This is a genomic window from Lysobacter sp. CA196, from assembly GCF_052078695.1.
Lineage (GTDB): Bacteria > Pseudomonadota > Gammaproteobacteria > Xanthomonadales > Xanthomonadaceae > Lysobacter.
Map to the genome: position 1 here is coordinate 563,689 of NZ_JBQJIN010000001.1, position 15,527 is coordinate 579,215.

General features: G+C 68.3%; 14 protein-coding genes. All 14 read left to right on the top strand.

All coding sequences use genetic code 11. The annotated features are described in order from the left end of the window. Nucleotides 1–217 precede the first annotated feature (217 nt). The 14 genes from ACTOWK_RS02295 to ACTOWK_RS02360 all read left to right on the top strand — a co-directional run bounded on the left by ACTOWK_RS02295 (nucleotide 218) and on the right by ACTOWK_RS02360 (nucleotide 14,783). Entirely contained in the window at nucleotides 218–1,267 is a 1,050-nt protein-coding gene (locus tag ACTOWK_RS02295) for a cation diffusion facilitator family transporter (protein ID WP_441328570.1), read from the top strand. A gap of 261 nt (nucleotides 1,268–1,528) precedes the next feature. Beyond that, nucleotides 1,529–2,086, top strand: a complete 558-nt coding sequence (gene frr / locus ACTOWK_RS02300; RefSeq protein WP_057917482.1) for a ribosome recycling factor — start codon at nucleotides 1,529–1,531, stop codon at nucleotides 2,084–2,086. A gap of 145 nt (nucleotides 2,087–2,231) precedes the next feature. After that, nucleotides 2,232–3,002: a polyprenyl diphosphate synthase gene (gene uppS / locus ACTOWK_RS02305; protein WP_441328571.1), complete on the top strand. Its 771-nt coding sequence runs from the start codon at nucleotides 2,232–2,234 to the stop codon at nucleotides 3,000–3,002. Further along, complete coding sequence (locus tag ACTOWK_RS02310; protein WP_441328572.1) at nucleotides 2,999–3,850, top strand: phosphatidate cytidylyltransferase; 852 nt, start codon at nucleotides 2,999–3,001, stop codon at nucleotides 3,848–3,850. Before uppS ends, ACTOWK_RS02310 begins: the two co-directional genes overlap by 4 nt. A 256-nt stretch (nucleotides 3,851–4,106) precedes the next feature. Next, nucleotides 4,107–5,315 (top strand): 1-deoxy-D-xylulose-5-phosphate reductoisomerase, encoded by a 1,209-nt coding sequence (locus ACTOWK_RS02315; RefSeq protein WP_441328573.1) that lies wholly within the window; start codon nucleotides 4,107–4,109, stop codon nucleotides 5,313–5,315. Between the two features lie 40 nt (nucleotides 5,316–5,355). Further along, the gene (rseP, locus tag ACTOWK_RS02320) at nucleotides 5,356–6,717 is read left to right on the top strand and encodes an RIP metalloprotease RseP (protein ID WP_441328574.1); all 1,362 of its coding nucleotides are present in this window, start codon (nucleotides 5,356–5,358) and stop codon (nucleotides 6,715–6,717) included. A gap of 100 nt (nucleotides 6,718–6,817) precedes the next feature. Beyond that, complete coding sequence (gene bamA, locus ACTOWK_RS02325; RefSeq protein ID WP_441328575.1) at nucleotides 6,818–9,292, top strand: outer membrane protein assembly factor BamA; 2,475 nt, start codon at nucleotides 6,818–6,820, stop codon at nucleotides 9,290–9,292. Nucleotides 9,293–9,318: 26 nt separating this feature from the next. Beyond that, nucleotides 9,319–10,344: a UDP-3-O-(3-hydroxymyristoyl)glucosamine N-acyltransferase gene (gene lpxD / locus ACTOWK_RS02330; protein WP_441328576.1), complete on the top strand. Its 1,026-nt coding sequence runs from the start codon at nucleotides 9,319–9,321 to the stop codon at nucleotides 10,342–10,344. 179 nt (nucleotides 10,345–10,523) lie between these two features. Further along, on the top strand, nucleotides 10,524–10,979 hold the full coding sequence (gene fabZ, locus ACTOWK_RS02335) for a 3-hydroxyacyl-ACP dehydratase FabZ (protein ID WP_031370423.1): 456 nt from the start codon (nucleotides 10,524–10,526) through the stop codon (nucleotides 10,977–10,979). Nucleotides 10,980–10,983: 4 nt separating this feature from the next. Then, on the top strand, nucleotides 10,984–11,775 hold the full coding sequence (gene lpxA / locus ACTOWK_RS02340) for an acyl-ACP--UDP-N-acetylglucosamine O-acyltransferase (protein ID WP_441328577.1): 792 nt from the start codon (nucleotides 10,984–10,986) through the stop codon (nucleotides 11,773–11,775). A 9-nt stretch (nucleotides 11,776–11,784) separates the two neighbouring features. Beyond that, nucleotides 11,785–12,306: a hypothetical protein gene (locus ACTOWK_RS02345; RefSeq protein WP_441328578.1), complete on the top strand. Its 522-nt coding sequence runs from the start codon at nucleotides 11,785–11,787 to the stop codon at nucleotides 12,304–12,306. Nucleotides 12,307–12,323: 17 nt separating this feature from the next. Continuing rightward, nucleotides 12,324–13,553: a lipid-A-disaccharide synthase gene (gene lpxB / locus ACTOWK_RS02350; RefSeq protein ID WP_441328579.1), complete on the top strand. Its 1,230-nt coding sequence runs from the start codon at nucleotides 12,324–12,326 to the stop codon at nucleotides 13,551–13,553. A 10-nt stretch (nucleotides 13,554–13,563) separates the two neighbouring features. After that, nucleotides 13,564–14,217 carry a ribonuclease HII gene (gene rnhB / locus ACTOWK_RS02355; protein ID WP_441328580.1) on the top strand — a complete coding sequence of 218 codons (654 nt, stop codon included), beginning with the start codon at nucleotides 13,564–13,566 and terminating at the stop codon, nucleotides 14,215–14,217. Then, nucleotides 14,214–14,783 (top strand): DUF4166 domain-containing protein, encoded by a 570-nt coding sequence (locus ACTOWK_RS02360; protein WP_441328581.1) that lies wholly within the window; start codon nucleotides 14,214–14,216, stop codon nucleotides 14,781–14,783. Before rnhB ends, ACTOWK_RS02360 begins: the two co-directional genes overlap by 4 nt. Nucleotides 14,784–15,527: the final 744 nt, after the last annotated feature.

The following is a 15,527-nucleotide window of genomic DNA, read 5'->3' on the forward strand; positions in this document are numbered from 1 at the left end:
ACGCTCCTGCTGATCGCCTGCCTGGAGGGTGGCCGGCCATGACTACATGTGTAGGCATGGTTGTCGTGACTACAGACGTAGTCAAGGTGTCGGAAGTCATGCCGGGCCTGCCCAGCGGAGCCGCGTTGGGGGCTTCTGCGACGCTCATCGAGCTTCCGCCGGCGCGCGGCCGGGGCTGTAATAGTGTTCACGGCGCGGGCCGTGACAGCATTCGCGCATGCACTCGCACAGCCATCACCACGGCCCCAGCGGCACCCGCGCCTTCGCCGCGGTCACCCTGATCAACCTGGGCTATACGATTCTCGAAGCCGGTTATGGCTTCATGACCAATTCGCTGGCCCTGCTGTCGGACGCCCTGCACAACCTGGGCGACGTGCTCGGCCTGGGCCTGGCCTGGGGTGCGGCGGTACTGGCGCGGCGCGCACCGACCGCGCGCCACACCTACGGCTGGCGCCGCGCGACCCTGCTGTCGCCGCTGGCCAACGCCCTGCTGTTGGTCGGCTTTTCCGGTGCCCTGGGTTGGGAGGCGATCCGCCGCTTCAACGCGCCGCCGGAGATTCCGGCCCTGCCGGTGATGCTGGTCGCGGCGCTCGGCATCGCGGTCAACCTGGGCGCGGCCTGGCTGGTGCGCGACGGCCACGACCACGACCTCAACCGCCGCGGCGCCTTCCTGCACTTGATGGCCGACGCGGCCGTGTCGCTGGCCGCGGTGCTCGCCGGCGCCGGCATGTGGTTCACCGGCTGGGCCTGGCTCGACCCGGCCATCGCCCTGCTGATCGGCGCGGTGGTCGCGATCGGCGCCTTCGGCCTGCTGCGCGAGAGCTTCAACGCGGCGATGGACGCGGTGCCGCGCGGCGTCGACCGCGGCGAGGTCGAGAACCTGCTGCGCGCGCAACCGGGCGTGGAGGCGATCCACCATCTGCACATCTGGTCGCTCGGCGCCGGCGAAATCGCCATGACCGCGCACATCGTGCGCCCCGACGACCGCGACCACGACGTCTTCATCGACCGCCTCAATCGCGAGCTCGACCAACGCTTCGGCATCAATCACCCGACCCTGCAGGTCGAGCACGGCCGCGCCTGCGAGCACGACCGCCACGATCGCGCGCCGCACGGCGGCGGCGACGGCGACGGCGACGGCCACGAGCATGGCCATGGCCACGACGATCATCACCGCCACGAGCACGAGCACGATCGAAGCCCCGAAGGTCATCGCCACGCACACGGACATGGCCACGGCGGTCACGGCCACTCGCACGGGCATTGAGGGCTCATGCTGCATTGCAGCGAAAGCCGCATGGCGCGCGGCCGTGGCGCGGCATAACGAAAACTTCGCATTCGTCCGGGCCGGAACCGTGACGCAGTGCTGCGCACAGGCGCACGCGATCGCAGGCCAATACCCGCAGGAAACCGCCTAAACGGCGCCTGCCGCGGCCCGTCGCGGCGGTCGCCGCGGCCGCGCTCGGTCCGCAAAACCCGCCCGAGCCCATATAATCCCGCGATTACCGTTACAGGACCGGAGCCGGCGATGCTCAATGAAATCAAGAAAGACGCACAGAACCGTATGGCCAAGAGCGTCGAAGCCTTTCGCCACGACCTGACCAAGGTCCGCACCGGGCGCGCCTCCGCCGCGCTGGTCGACCACCTGAAGGTGAACTACCACGGCTCCGAGATGCCGCTGAACCAGGTCGCCAGCGTCGCCGTCTCCGACGCGCGCACCCTGACCATCAGCCCGTGGGAGAAGCAACTGGTCGGCGCGGTCGAGAAGGCCATCCTCGCCTCCGACCTGGGCCTGACCCCGAACACCGCCGGCACCGTGATCCGCATCAACCTGCCGGCGCTGACCGAAGAACGCCGCAAGGAACTGACCAAGGTCGTGCACAGCGAGAGCGAGAACGCGAAGGTCGCGATCCGCAACATCCGCCGCGACGCCAACACCCAGGCCAAGGAATTGCTGAAAGACAAGAAGATCACCGAAGACGAACTACGCCGCTACGAGGACGACATCCAGAAGGTCACCGACAGCGCGATCAAGGACGTCGACGGCGTGGTCAAGGCGAAGGAACAGGAATTGATGGCGGTCTGACCGATCGCCGCGGTTCCTGGACGATCGCGCACTGAACTTTCTGCCGATCGCACGGGTCAGCACTGGGTCCCGGACGGGACCCGCCGTCGCCGGAACTCCGCTTCCGGATGCCTCTTCCGCTTCCAAGGTCAAGACCATCGGCGCCATGCCCAACGAGCCCGCACCCACCGCGCCCGCACGCATCCCGCGCCACCTGGCCGTCATCATGGACGGCAACGGGCGCTGGGCCGAGCGCCGCCGCCGGCCGCGCATCATCGGCCACCGCGCCGGCGCGCGTACCGTCAACATCTGCATCGACTTCTGCATCGCCCGCGGCATCGAGGCGCTGACCCTGTTCGCGTTTTCGAGCGAGAACTGGGGCCGCCCCGAAGACGAAGTCGGCGCGCTCATGAAGCTGTTCCTCAACGCGCTCGAACGCGAGGTCGAGGAGCTGCACCGCCGCGGCGTGCGCGTGCGCTTCATCGGCGAGCGCGAGCGCTTCTCGGAAAAAATCCGCGAGCGCATGGCCGCGGCCGAGCACCAGACCCGCAACAACGACACCTTGCATCTGACCGTCGCCGCCAGCTACGGCGGGCGCTGGGACATCGCCCAGGCCGCGCGGTCGCTGGCCGCCGACGTCGCCGCCGGCCGCCTGGCGCCGGACGAGATCGACGAGGTGCTGATCGCCTCGCGCCTGTCGCTGGCCGACCTGCCGGCGCCGGACCTGTTCATCCGCACCGGCGGCGACACCCGCATCAGCAACTTCCTGCTCTGGCAGCTGGCCTACACCGAGCTGTGGTTCACCGAGTTGTTGTGGCCGGAACTGGACGCGACGACCCTGCAACGCGCCCTCGACGACTACGGCAACCGCGAGCGCCGTTTCGGCCTGACCGGTTCGCAGCTCGCCGCCGCCCTGTCCAACGAGACCGTTGAATGACCCGAACCCGCTTGCTCGCCGCACTGGTAATGGCGCCTGTCGCGATCGCGGCGATCCTGCTGCTGTCGACGCCGTGGATGATCGCGCTGGCCGCCGTCCTGTTCCTCGCCGGGCTGTGGGAATGGTTCGATCTGGCCGAGATCGAAGACACCTTGTCGCGCACCGTGCTGCTGGTCGCGCACCTGGCGCTGATGGTCACCATCGTCTGGGCCTCGCGCTCGGGCGGTTTCGGCGGCGCCCAGGCGCCGTCGATGGTGTTGTTCAAGCTGGCTTCGCTGATCGGCGTGATCTGGTGGCTGCTGGCCCTGCTGTGGCTGCAGCGCTATGAATTCGCCAGCAACCACGCCACCTATGCGCGGATGTTCAAGCTCGCCGCCGCGGCGCTGAGCGTGATCCCGGCCTGGTGCGCGCTGGCCTGGATCCATGCCGAAGGCAGCAACGGCCACTGGTGGCTGCTGACCGCGTTGGCCGTGGTCTGGGCCGCCGACACCGGCGCCTACTTCGCCGGGCGCAAGTTCGGCATGCTCAAGCTCGCCCCGCGGGTCAGCCCCAACAAGACCGTCGAAGGCCTGATCGGCGGCGCTTTCGCCGGCGTCGCCGCCGGCGTCGGTTTCTCGCTGTTGGCCGGCGCGACCACGGCGCAGTTGCCCTGGGTCGCGGTGGTCTCGCTGGCGGCGGTACTGTTCTCGGTGGTCGGCGATCTGTTCGAGAGCCTGCTCAAGCGCCACGCCGGGGTGAAGGATTCGGGCCATCTGATCCCGGGCCACGGCGGCATCCTCGACCGCATCGACGGCGTGCTCGCGGCGTTGCCGGTGTTCGCCCTCGGCAAGGCGATCTTCGGGTTCTGATGATGAGTGCGTGGGTCTGCCGGCTGGAAGCAAATCCCCCCTGCCCCCCTTTTGCAAAGGGGGGAAAGGCCGAGGGTGTGGGTGAAACGGCGCGACCGGCCAGTCTTCTCTCTTTGCGACGCTCTCCTCGTCCTCTCCCTTTGCAGCGCCCTGCTTATCTTCCCCCTTTGCAAAAGGGGGACCGAGGGGGATTTGCTCTCCCCCCGACGCACGACGCAACCGCCCCCCTCAGGCCCACCCCAGCGAGCGCCAGCGCATGACCTGTCCCGCCCGCAAGGTCGCCGTGCTCGGCGCCACCGGTTCGATCGGCACCTCGGCGCTCGACGTGATCGCGCGCCACTCCGAGGCGCTGCGCGCCAGCGTGCTCGCCGCCGGCGGCAAGGTCGATGCCTTGCTGACCCTGTGCGAACAGCATCGCCCCGAGCACGCCGTGATCGCCGACCCGGCCGGCTATGCCGCCCTGCGCGACGGCCTGCGCGAACGCGGCCTGGCGACCCAGGCCCATTGCGGCGACGAGGCCCTGGTCGAACTGGTCTCCTCGGACGTCTGCGACACCGTGGTCGCCGCCATCGTCGGCGCCGCCGGCCTGTCCTCGACCCTGGCCGCGGCCCGCGCCGGCAAGCGCCTGCTGCTCGCCAACAAGGAGTCGCTGGTCCTCGCCGGCGAGCTGCTGATGAACGCCGCGCACCAGGCCGGCGCCTGCATCGTGCCGATCGACAGCGAGCACAACGCCATTTTTCAATGCCTGCCGGCCGCGCCCGCGCAGTCCGGCGGCCTGCCCTACGCCCGCGCCCATGCCGGTCTCAAGCGCATCCTGCTGACCGCCTCGGGCGGGCCGTTCCGGGGCCGTACACGTTCCGAGTTGACCCAGGTCACCCCGGAACAAGCGGTCGCCCACCCGAAATGGTCGATGGGGCCGAAGATCTCGGTCGACTCGGCCACGCTGATGAACAAGGGCCTGGAAGTCATCGAGGCCCATCACCTGTTCGGGGTCGAAGGCGAGCGCATCGAGGTGCTGGTGCACCCGCAGAGCCTGGTCCATTCGCTGGTCGAATTCGTCGACGGCTCGACCCTGGCCCAGCTCGGCCTGCCCGACATGCGCACCGCCCTCGCGGTCGGTTTCGGCTGGCCGGAACGGATCGACTCGGGCGTGGGCGGGCTCGACCTGCTGGCCCACGGCCGCCTCGATTTCGAGCGCCCGGACCTGGAGGCCTTCCCCTGCCTGCGCCTGGCCTTCGAGGCCCTGGCCGCGGGCGGCACCGCCCCGGCGGTGCTCAACGCCGCCAACGAAGTGGCCGTTTCAGCCTTTCTTCAGCGGCGGATCGGTTTCCTAGCGATACCCGCGCTGGTCGAGGACACACTCGCCGCGCTCCCGACCATCCCGGCCAGCTCCTTGGCGGTGCTGCGCGAGGCCGATGCCCTGGCCCGCCGCCACGCCGAACTAGCGATCGGCCACAGGGCCTGAATCATGGCGACCACGGCAGGACAGCGATGCGGAGGCAGCCATGAGTGAAGTCCTGGGTTCGTTGTGGTGGCTGATCGTCAGCCTCGGCGTGCTGGTCACGATCCATGAATTCGGCCACTTCTGGGTCGCGCGGCGCTGCGGCGTCAAGGTGCTGCGCTTCTCGATCGGCTTCGGCAAACCACTGTGGCTGCGCAAGGGCCGCGACGGCACCGAGTACGTGATCGCGCGCATCCCGCTCGGCGGCTACGTCAAGATGCTCGACGAGCGCGAATACGAAATCAGCGAAGCGCTGGCGCCGCAGGCCTTCAACCGCAAGCCGGTATTGCAGCGCATCGCCATCGTCCTGGCCGGCCCGGTCGCCAACCTGATCCTGTGCGTGATGCTGCTGTGGGGCATGTTCGTGATCGGACGCCCCGACTTCGCTCCGGTGGTCGGCAACGCCACCGGCATCGCCGCCGAAGCCGGCCTGCGCCGCGGCGACACCGTGCTGCAGATCGCCGATCGCCCGACGCCGACCTGGAGCGAAGTGCAGATGGCGCTGATCCCCTACGCGCTCGACCACCAGGACGTGGCGGTGCGGGTGCGCGCGGAAAACGGCGCCCCGGCGACCCGCGAACTGCGCTTGTCGCGGCTGCCGGCCAAGTTCGACGAACGCCGTTCGATCGAAGTGCTCGGCCTGAGCGGGCGCCACGAGTTGCGCCCGGCGCTGATCGGCCGGATCGTGCCCGAGTCCCCGGCCTGGGGCGTGCTCGCCGAGGGCGACCGCGTCACCGCGCTCGACGGCGACCCGATCGGCGACTGGGAAGACATGGCCGCGGCGGTAACCCGCCTCGGCAAGCGCGGCGGCAGCGCGATGATCGAAGTGGCCCGCAACGGCGACCGCCTCGCCCTGGAGATCACCCCGGCCCGGCTCAAGAAGCCCGACGGCGAGGAATACTGGGGTCTCGGCCTGACCTCGGCCGCGGTGGCCGCGCCCAAGCGCGACGCCGTGCTGCGCTACGGCCCGATCGACGCGGTGCCCGCGGCGGTGCGCGAAGGCGTGCACCAGACCGAGCAGTTGTTCGCCATGATTGGGCGCGCGTTCACCGGCCGAGTCTCGATCCAGAACACCGTGGCCGGCCCCGTCACCATCGGCCGCGCCGCCAACGCCTACGCCAGCAACGGTCCGGCCTGGTACCTGCAGTTGCTGGCGATGCTGTCGCTGAGCCTGGGAATCCTGAACCTGCTGCCGATCCCGATCTTGGACGGCGGACACCTGCTGTATTACCTTATCGAGCTGGTCAAAGGCAGTCCGGTCAGCGAACGCGTCATGGCGGCCGGGCATTTCGTGGGCCTGGCGTTGATCGCGAGCCTGATGGGCCTGGCGTTCTACAACGACATCTTGAACAACCTGGTGCGCTGATGCCGGCCTGACGCTCGAACGAACGCTTTGCCCTCACCCTGCCGCACTTTCGACCGATGCCCGCGATCGCCGGCATCCAATGCCCCAAACGGACGTAATGATGACGCGAACTCCTAATCGCCGCCTGCTCGCCCTCGCCCTTGCCACGGCAATGACCTCGGCCCCGGTGATTCCCGCGTTGGCGCAGTCGGCCGATCCGTTCGCCCTCGGCGGCAGCACGCCGAACACCCCGGCGCCGGGTTCGTTCACCGTCAGCGACATCCGCATCGACGGCCTGCAGCGCATTTCCGCCGGTACCGTCTTCACCTACCTGCCGGTCGAGCGCGGCGACACGATGGACTCGGCCAAGGCCGGCGACGCCATCCGCGCCCTGTACAAGACCGGCTTCTTCGAGGACGTGCACCTGGACCGCCAGGGCAACATCCTCGTGGTCACCGTGACCGAGCGCCCGGCGATCAACAAGCTGACCTTGACCGGCAACAAGGACATCAAGAGCGAAGACCTGCTCAAGGGCCTGAAGGAAATCGGCCTGGCCGAAGGCGAAACCTTCGACCGCCTCGCCCTCGACAAGGTCACCCAGGATCTCAGCCGCCAGTACAACAACCGCGGCAAGTACAACGTCGAGATCACCCCGACGGTGGCGCGCCTGGACCGCAACCGCGTCGACCTGACGATCACCGTCAAGGAAGGCAAGGCCGCGAAGATCCGCCACATCAACCTGATCGGCAACGACAAGTTCGAGCAGAAGGACATCCTCAACGGCTGGGAATCGCGCGAGCACAACTGGCTCAGCTGGTACCGCCGCGACGACCAGTACTCGCGCGAGAAGCTGTCGGGCGATCTGGAAAAGCTCAACTCGTATTACCTCGACCGCGGCTACGTCGATTTCAGCATCGACTCGACCCAGGTCGCGATCAGCCCGGACCGCCAGGACATGTTCCTGACCGCCGGCCTCACCGAAGGCGACCAATATAAGGTCTCCAGCGTGCAGGTCACCGGCGACACGATCCTGCCGAAGGAGCAGGTCGAGAAGCTGGTCATCGTCAAGCCCGAGCAGATCTTCTCGCGCCGCCTGCTCGAGGTGAGCTCGGAAGCGATCACCGCCTCGCTCGGCAACGTCGGCTACGCCTTCGCCCAGGTCAATCCGATCCCGGACGTCAACCGCGAAAACAAGACCGTCGGCATCAACATGCAGGTGGTGCCGGGCCCGCGCGTCAACGTGCGCCGGGTGATCTTCCAGGGCAACACCCGCACCGGCGACGAAGTGCTGCGCCGCGAAATGCGCCAGTTCGAAGGCGCGTGGTATTCGCAGGCCGCGATCGACCGTTCCAAGATCCGTCTGCAGGGCCTGGGTTACTTCGAGAACGTCGACGTCGAGAGCAAGCCGGTGCCGGGCACCAACGACCAGGTCGACGTGGTCTACAACCTCAAGGAAACCACCTCGGGCAGCTTCGTGTTCGGCCTGGGCTATTCCCAGCTCGGCAAGCTGACCACCCAGGTGCAGCTGTCGCAGAACAACTTCCTCGGCAGCGGCAACCGCGTGTCGGTGCAGGCGCAGCGCAGCTACTACCAGCAGCGCTACGACTTCTCCTACACCAACCCGTACTTCACCGACGACGGCGTTTCGCTGGGCTACAACGTGTCCTGGCGCGAGTTGGACTACTCCGACTTCAACACCGCCCAGTACTCGACCACCAGCGGCATCGGCCAGGTCGTGCTCGGCATTCCGCTGACCGAGACCGACTCGATCACCGGCATGCTCGGCATCGACAGCAACGAGATCCTGATCGGCCGCACGGTCACGCCGCCGAGCATCGTCGATTACCTCGACGCGCTCGGCCAGCGCACCTTCCACGCCTGGCGCGCCCAGGTCGGCTGGGGCCGCAACAGCCTCAACCATGCGCTGACGCCGACCGCCGGCACCCAGCAGCGCGTGTGGATCGAAGCCACGCTGCCCGGCTCGACGGTCGAGTACTACAAGATCAACTACAACTTCTCCAAGTTCTGGCCGTTGTCGCGCCACCTGGTGCTCAACACCCGCACCGAGCTCGGCTACGGCGACAGCTACGGCAAGGACTCCACCCGGGTCATCGACCGCGACGGCCCGAACGGCCCGCTGCCGCCGGAGACCATCACCGCGACCGGCCTGCCGTTCTTCGAGAACTTCTACGCCGGCGGCGTGCGCTCGGTGCGCGGCTTCACCGACAACACCCTCGGTCCGCGCCAGGCCTCGCTCTCGGGCGGCAGCTACACCCAGCCGCTCGGCGGCGCGTTCAAGACCACCGGTTCGCTGGAAATGTATTTCCCGACCCTGCTCGACACCCCGGCGGCACGCATCTCGGCCTTCGTCGACTTCGGTAGCGTCTACAAGAGCTACGACGACTTCGACGCCGGCGAACTGCGCGCATCGGCCGGTGTGGCGATGATGTGGCGCTCGCCGATGGGCCCGATCTCGATCAGCTACGCCTTCCCGTTCAAGAAGCAGGGCCCGACCTACAGCGCCGACGGCAAGACCCAGCTCGACCGCGGCGACGAACTCGAACGCCTGCAGTTCACCTTCGGCGGCACGTTCTGATCGCAACTGCGACGACTGCCCGCATCGTGGACACCCGCAGCAACCGCTACACCGCCCAGGTGCTGGCCGAGCGTTATGCGCTCGGCCTGCACGGCGACGGGGCCGCCGAAGTCGGCGGCGTCGGCACCCTGGCCAAGGCCGGCCCGGACCAGCTCGCCTTTCTCGCCAATCCCAAGTACCGCGCGCAACTGGCGAGCAGCCAGGCCGGCATCGTGGTCATGCGCGAGGACGATGCGGTCGGTTACCCCGGCACCGCGCTGATCGCGCGCGATCCCTACTCCGCCTTCGCCAAGATCTCGGCCCTGTTCGAGCCGCGCCCGGTGCGCGAGCCCGGCATCCACGCCTCCGCGGCGGTCGATGCCAGCGCCGAAGTCTCCGCCGACGCCCACATCGGCCCCTTCGTCAGCATCGGCGCGCGCAGCCGCGTCGAGGCCGGGGCGATGATCGGCCCCGGCTGCGTGATCGGCGACGACTGCGTGGTCGGCGCCGGCAGCGAGCTGGTCGCACGGGTGACCCTGGTGACCCGCGTGCGGCTCGGCCAGCGCGTGCTGATCCACCCCGGCGCGGTGCTCGGCGCCGACGGCTTCGGCCTGGCGATGGAGGCCGGCCGCTGGCTCAAGGTGCCGCAGCTCGGCGGCGTGTCGATCGGCGACGACTGTGAGATCGGCGCCAACACCACCATCGACCGCGGCGCCATCGAAGACACCGTGCTCGAGGAAGACGTCCGCCTCGACAACCAGATCCAGATCGGCCACAACGTCCACATCGGCGCCCATAGCGCCATGGCCGGCTGCTCGGCCGCGGCCGGCAGCGCCAAAATCGGCCGCTACTGCCTGATCGGCGGCGGCGCCGGCGTGCTCGGCCATCTGGAGGTCTGCGACAAGGTCGTGATCACCGCGATGAGCCTGGTCACCAGCTCGATCCGCGAACCCGGCGAGTACTCCTCGGGGACGCCGCTGATGGACAACCGCAGCTGGCGCAAGAACGCCGCGCGCTTCAAGCAGCTCGACGCGATCGCCCGGCGCACCCCGCGCGGCCGCGAGGACGGCTGAGCCGGTCCGCATCGATTCGGCGCGGTTCGGCCCGCGGCACCATACGGCGCCGCTCCACCGCCGGCGGAAACTGCGGGACAATGGGCCAGGCTGCACCGAACGAAGCCAATCAACGATGGGGCCGCACACGGAACCGCGGATTCAACGCGCAGGACGCGCATAACGGACGAACCAAGAAGATGAGCCAGACCCTGCAACTCCCGCTCGACGTGACGGCGATCCAGAAGCTGCTGCCGCACCGATACCCGTTCCTGCTGGTCGACCGCGTGGTCGAGTTCGAGGCGCACAAACGCGTGCTCGCCTACAAGAACGTGAGTTGCAACGAGCCCTTCTTCAACGGCCATTTCCCCAACAACCCGGTCATGCCGGGCGTGCTCGTGATCGAAGCCCTGGCCCAGGTCGGCGGCATCCTGACCCAGCTCTCGCACGGCGGCGAAGCCGAAGGCCGGCTGTTCTACCTGGTCAAGATCGACGGCGCGCGGTTCTCGCGCATGGTCTCGCCGGGCGACAAGCTCGAACTCGAGGTCACCCTCAAGCGCACCATCCGCAACATGGCGATGTACACCGGTATCGCCCGCGTCGACGGCCAGCAGGCCGCGTGCGCGGAGATCCTTTGCGCCGAGGTCAAGGAGTGACGCGATGAGCGCCACGACCCACACGATCCACCCCACCGCCTTCGTCGAGGCCGGCGCCCGGCTCGGCGACGGCGTCGTGGTCGGCCCGTTCTGCTACATCGGCGCCGAGGTCGAAGTCGGCGACGGCACCGTGTTCGGCCCGCATTGCGTGGTCCACGGCCCGACCCGGATCGGCCGCGGCAACCGCTTCTACGCCCAATGCGCGATCGGCGGCGATCCGCAGGACAAGAAGTTCGCCGGCGAACGCACCGAGCTGGTCATCGGCGACGACAACGTGTTCCGCGAGTTCGTCACCGTCAACCGCGGCACCGGCAACGGCGGCGGCGTCACCCGCATCGGCGACGGCAACTGGCTGCTGGCCTATACCCACGTCGCCCACGACTGCCACATCGGCAATCAGTGCGTGTTCTCCAACAACTCGACCCTGGCCGGCCACGTCACCGTCGAAGACCAGGTGATCATGAGCGGCTTCGCCGGCGTGCATCAGTTCTGCCGGATCGGCGCGCACGCCTTCATCGGCATGGGCGCCCTGGTCAACGGCGACGTGCCGCCGTTCGTGATGGTCGCCCAGGACGGCTACGGCCGCCCGCGCGGCATCAACAGCGAAGGGCTCAAGCGCCGCGGCTTCGACGCCGAGCGCATCGGCGCGATCAAGCGCGCCTACCGCGCCCTGTACGTGTCCGGCGCCTCGCTCGAGGAAGCGCGCGGCAAGCTCGACGAAATCGCCGAGACCAGCGCCGACGTGCGCGCCCTGCTGGCCTTCATCGGCAACGGCGACCGCCCGCTGCTGCGCTGAGGCGCCGGAATGGCCGCGACGGTCCAGCGCCTGCGCATCGGCCGGACCGTCGTCGCCTGCGACATCGATGGTGCGCTGCGCCAGGCCGAAGTCGCCGAGCTCTTCATCGACGAGCGTCCGCACGCGCACTGGCTCGGCCTGCCGCGCGATCTGAGCAACCGCGATACCGACCTGGATCCCGCCCAGCCGCGGGCGCTGGCCGAACGCGGCCGTGCCGCGTTCCTCGGCCTGCAACCGGCGCACAACCCGCTCGGCTCGGGCCGGCTGGTGCTCTACCGCTGCCACTGCGGCAGCGACTACTGCGGGGTGATCTCTTGCGCCCTGGAATTTGATCGCGATCACGTCGTTTGGCAGCAAGTGACCCTGGAGGACGATGATGGCCCCATGTCCGGGCCGGATTCGGGCGAGAATGTTCAGGAAGAGAATGCGGCGCCGTCCTCGTTCTCTCCTGCCGCTCCACTGCGGTTCGTGTTCGATCGAACCCAGTACCGGCTCGAACTGGAGCGTCACTTCCAGGAACGTCACTCCTAAGAGCGCCCTTTCCCCCGATGAATGCCGCCGCGCCCGTCCCCACTCCGATCGACGAAATCTTCCCTGCCCCGCCCCCGCCGCCGCTGCGTTTCGCCCTGATCGCCGGCGAAGCCTCCGGCGACCTGCTCGGCGCCGGCCTCATCGAGGCGCTCAAACGCCAGCACCCCGGCGCCGAATTCATCGGCATCGGCGGCGAGCAGATGCGCGCCGCCGGCATGGAAACCTGGTTCGACGCCAACGAGTTGGCGGTGATGGGCCTGTCGGAAGTGCTCAAGCATCTGCCGCGCCTGCTGCGTCTGCGCCGCGACGTGCGCCAGCGCATCCTCGACTGGAAGCCCGACGCCTTCATCGGCATCGACGCGCCCGACTTCAACCTCGGCGTCGAGCGCTGGCTCAAGCAGCGCGGCGTGCGCACCGTGCACTACGTCAGCCCCTCGGTCTGGGCCTGGCGCGAGAAGCGCGCCGAGAAGATCGGCCGCAGCGCCGACCGGGTGCTGTGCCTGTTCCCGATGGAACCGCCGATCTACGCCAAACACGAGGTCGACGCGCGCTTCGTCGGCCACCCGCTCGCCGACGAGATGCCGATCCATCCCGATCGCGATGAGGCGCGCATGAATCTCGGTCTCGACGACGAGGCGCCGGTGCTGGCGATGCTGCCGGGTTCGCGAGTCGGGGAGATCGAACGTCTGGCCGGCGATTTCCTCGGCGCCGCTGCGCTGGTGCTGGCTGCCGAGCCGCGCCTGAGCATCGTCGCGCCAATGGCCAACGCCCCTTCGCGCGCCGCCTTCGAGCGCATCCTCGCCGCCCATCCCGACGGCGAACGCCTGCGCCGCGCCCTGCGCATCGTCGACCGCGGCGCACGCACGGTGATGGTCGCCAGCGACGCGGTGCTGCTCGCCTCCGGCACCGCCACCCTCGAAGCCATGCTGGCCAAGCGGCCGATGGTGGTGGGCTACAAGGTCGCGCCGCTGACCTACGCGCTGGTCAAGCGCCTGGGCATGCTCAAGGTCGATCACTACGCCCTGCCCAACGTGCTCGCCGGCGAAGCGGTCGTGCCCGAACTGATGCAGCACGACTGCACCCCGGAAAACCTCGCCGGCGCCTGCCTGCGCTGGCTGCGCGACCCGCAGGCCGCGGCGACCCTGCTGCCGAAATTCCAGCGCATCCACCTCGAACTCAAGCGCGACGCCTCGGCGCGCGCGGCCGATGCGGTGCTCGAGTTGATCGGTGAGAATGCGCCTGCATGAGTAACGCGCCATGACCACCGAATCGCTCGACCTCGCCGACACCGCCGTCGTCGCGGGCGAACCGGTGCGCGTGCGCGCCAAGCCGCGCCTGATCGCCGGCGTCGACGAAGCCGGCCGCGGGCCCCTGGCCGGGCCGGTCTCGGTGGCCGCGGTGATCCTCAACCCGCGCCGCCGCATCGACGGCCTGGACGATTCCAAGAAGCTCAGCGAGGCCCGCCGCGAGGCCTTGTACCCGCTGATCCTGGAGCGCGCCGTGGCCTGGCGGATCGAATTCGTCGAGGTCGAGGAAATCGACCGGATCAATATCTTCCAGGCCACCATGACCGGCATGCGCCGCGCGGTGCTGGGCCTGGCGCCGGTCGCCGACCTGGTGCGCGTGGACGGCAACCACCTGCCGCAGGGCCTGCCCTGCCGCGGCGAGGCGCTGATCGGCGGCGACGCCATCGAACCGGCGATCATGGCCGCCTCGATCCTGGCCAAGGTCGCGCGCGACCGCATGATGCGCAGCCTGCACGAGCGCTACCCGCAATACGGTTTCGACCAACACAAGGGCTATTCGACCGCGGCGCATCTCGCCGCCCTGAGCGCGCACGGCCCTTGCCCGCATCACCGCCGCAGCTTCGCGCCGGTGCGCACGGCATACGAAAACCTGCCGCTGTTTTGAGCGTCCCGCTTAGCAACGCCGCGACGCCGCCGGTATTCGCGCGTTTGCTCGACGACGACGCCCGCGCCAGCCTGGCCCCGGCGGTGCGCGCCTTCCATCAGCACGGCCCGGCCCATTACCGCGGCGAAGCCGTGGTGCGCGGCGCCGGCCATCCCCTCGCGCGACTGATGCGCTGGTGGTTCGGCTTCCCGGTGCCCGGCGAACGTGTGCGCGTGTCCTTGCGCATCGAAGAACGCGGCGGCCGCGAACACTGGCATCGCCGCTTCGGCGAACGCGATTTTTCCTCGTCGTTCGCCCCGAGCCCGGATGGGCGTTTCCTGGCCGAGCAATTCGGCGCATTCCGCTTCCGTTTCGCTCTGCGGTCGGAAGCCGGGAGATTGCACTGGGATTTCGCCGGCTGGGCCTTCGGCCCGCTGCCGATGCCGCGCGCGCTCGGGCCGCGCATCGTGTCCTGGGAAGCGCAGGGCGACGATGGCAGCCTGCGGTTTTTCTCGCAGGCCGATTTCCCGCTGCTCGGGCAGTTGATCTATTACGACGGCTGTGTGCAGCCGGTGTTGGCGGATTGACCTCGCCACCGCACGCGCTTTGGCGTGAGCATCGCAGTGGGTTTGCAGCGGGCTGAAGAGGCGAGCCTGCGTCGTAGCGACGACGCAGGCATGGTGTCGTGTCGCGGCTTGCGCCGCTCCTACCCAAGAGCCACGCGCCCGGGTAGGAGCGGCGCAAGCCGCGACCGCGTTCGTTCCGCGGCCATCGTCGGCCGCGATAGGCGCCTGTCTCAACCACGACGCCGTTGCCGTTGCTGTTGCTGTTGCTGTTGCTGTTGCTGTTGCTGTTGCTGTTGCTGTTGCTGTTGCTGTTGCTGTTGCCGAGATTTTGATCTGCGCTTTGCCGGTCAAAAGAAGACCCGTAGGGCGGCCCGCAGGGATGCGGGCCGTGTGCAAGCAGGCCATGGATGGCCTGTCTGGAGCATCCCTGCGTCGGCTTCGATCGTGCGGGCTTGTGCCCTTGCAAGGAAGGCCTTTTCTTTGGTTAGCTTTCTTTTGGGCCAGCAAAAGAAAGTAACCCGGCCGCGTCAGCGGACGGAAGCTTTGCACTTGCTTATGGCTTATGGCTTATGGCTTCTTGCGAAGCAAGATCAAACGCCAAAAGCTTCCGCCACTAAAGCGGCGGGTTACTTTCTTTTGTCTAAAGCAACAAAAGAAAGGTAACCCAAGAAAAATGCTCTCTTTGAATCACAGGCCCGCACGAGCGATGCATACGCAGGGGTTTTTTCATACGGGACATCCCTGTCCCGATGAAAAACGGCCCGC

Excerpts from the sequence above, each read along its gene's own strand:
- ACTOWK_RS02295 (WP_441328570.1), top strand. The coding sequence starts at position 218 with ATGCACTCGCACAGCCATCACCACGGCCCCAGCGGCACCCGCGCCTTC.
- frr (WP_057917482.1), top strand. The coding sequence starts at position 1,529 with ATGCTCAATGAAATCAAGAAAGACGCACAGAACCGTATGGCCAAGAGC.
- uppS (WP_441328571.1), top strand. The coding sequence starts at position 2,232 with ATGCCCAACGAGCCCGCACCCACCGCGCCCGCACGCATCCCGCGCCAC.
- ACTOWK_RS02310 (WP_441328572.1), top strand. The coding sequence starts at position 2,999 with ATGACCCGAACCCGCTTGCTCGCCGCACTGGTAATGGCGCCTGTCGCG.
- ACTOWK_RS02315 (WP_441328573.1), top strand. The coding sequence starts at position 4,107 with ATGACCTGTCCCGCCCGCAAGGTCGCCGTGCTCGGCGCCACCGGTTCG.
- rseP (WP_441328574.1), top strand. The coding sequence starts at position 5,356 with ATGAGTGAAGTCCTGGGTTCGTTGTGGTGGCTGATCGTCAGCCTCGGC.
- bamA (WP_441328575.1), top strand. The coding sequence starts at position 6,818 with ATGACGCGAACTCCTAATCGCCGCCTGCTCGCCCTCGCCCTTGCCACG.
- fabZ (WP_031370423.1), top strand. The coding sequence starts at position 10,524 with ATGAGCCAGACCCTGCAACTCCCGCTCGACGTGACGGCGATCCAGAAG.
- lpxA (WP_441328577.1), top strand. The coding sequence starts at position 10,984 with ATGAGCGCCACGACCCACACGATCCACCCCACCGCCTTCGTCGAGGCC.
- ACTOWK_RS02345 (WP_441328578.1), top strand. The coding sequence starts at position 11,785 with ATGGCCGCGACGGTCCAGCGCCTGCGCATCGGCCGGACCGTCGTCGCC.
- lpxB (WP_441328579.1), top strand. The coding sequence starts at position 12,324 with ATGAATGCCGCCGCGCCCGTCCCCACTCCGATCGACGAAATCTTCCCT.
- rnhB (WP_441328580.1), top strand. The coding sequence starts at position 13,564 with ATGACCACCGAATCGCTCGACCTCGCCGACACCGCCGTCGTCGCGGGC.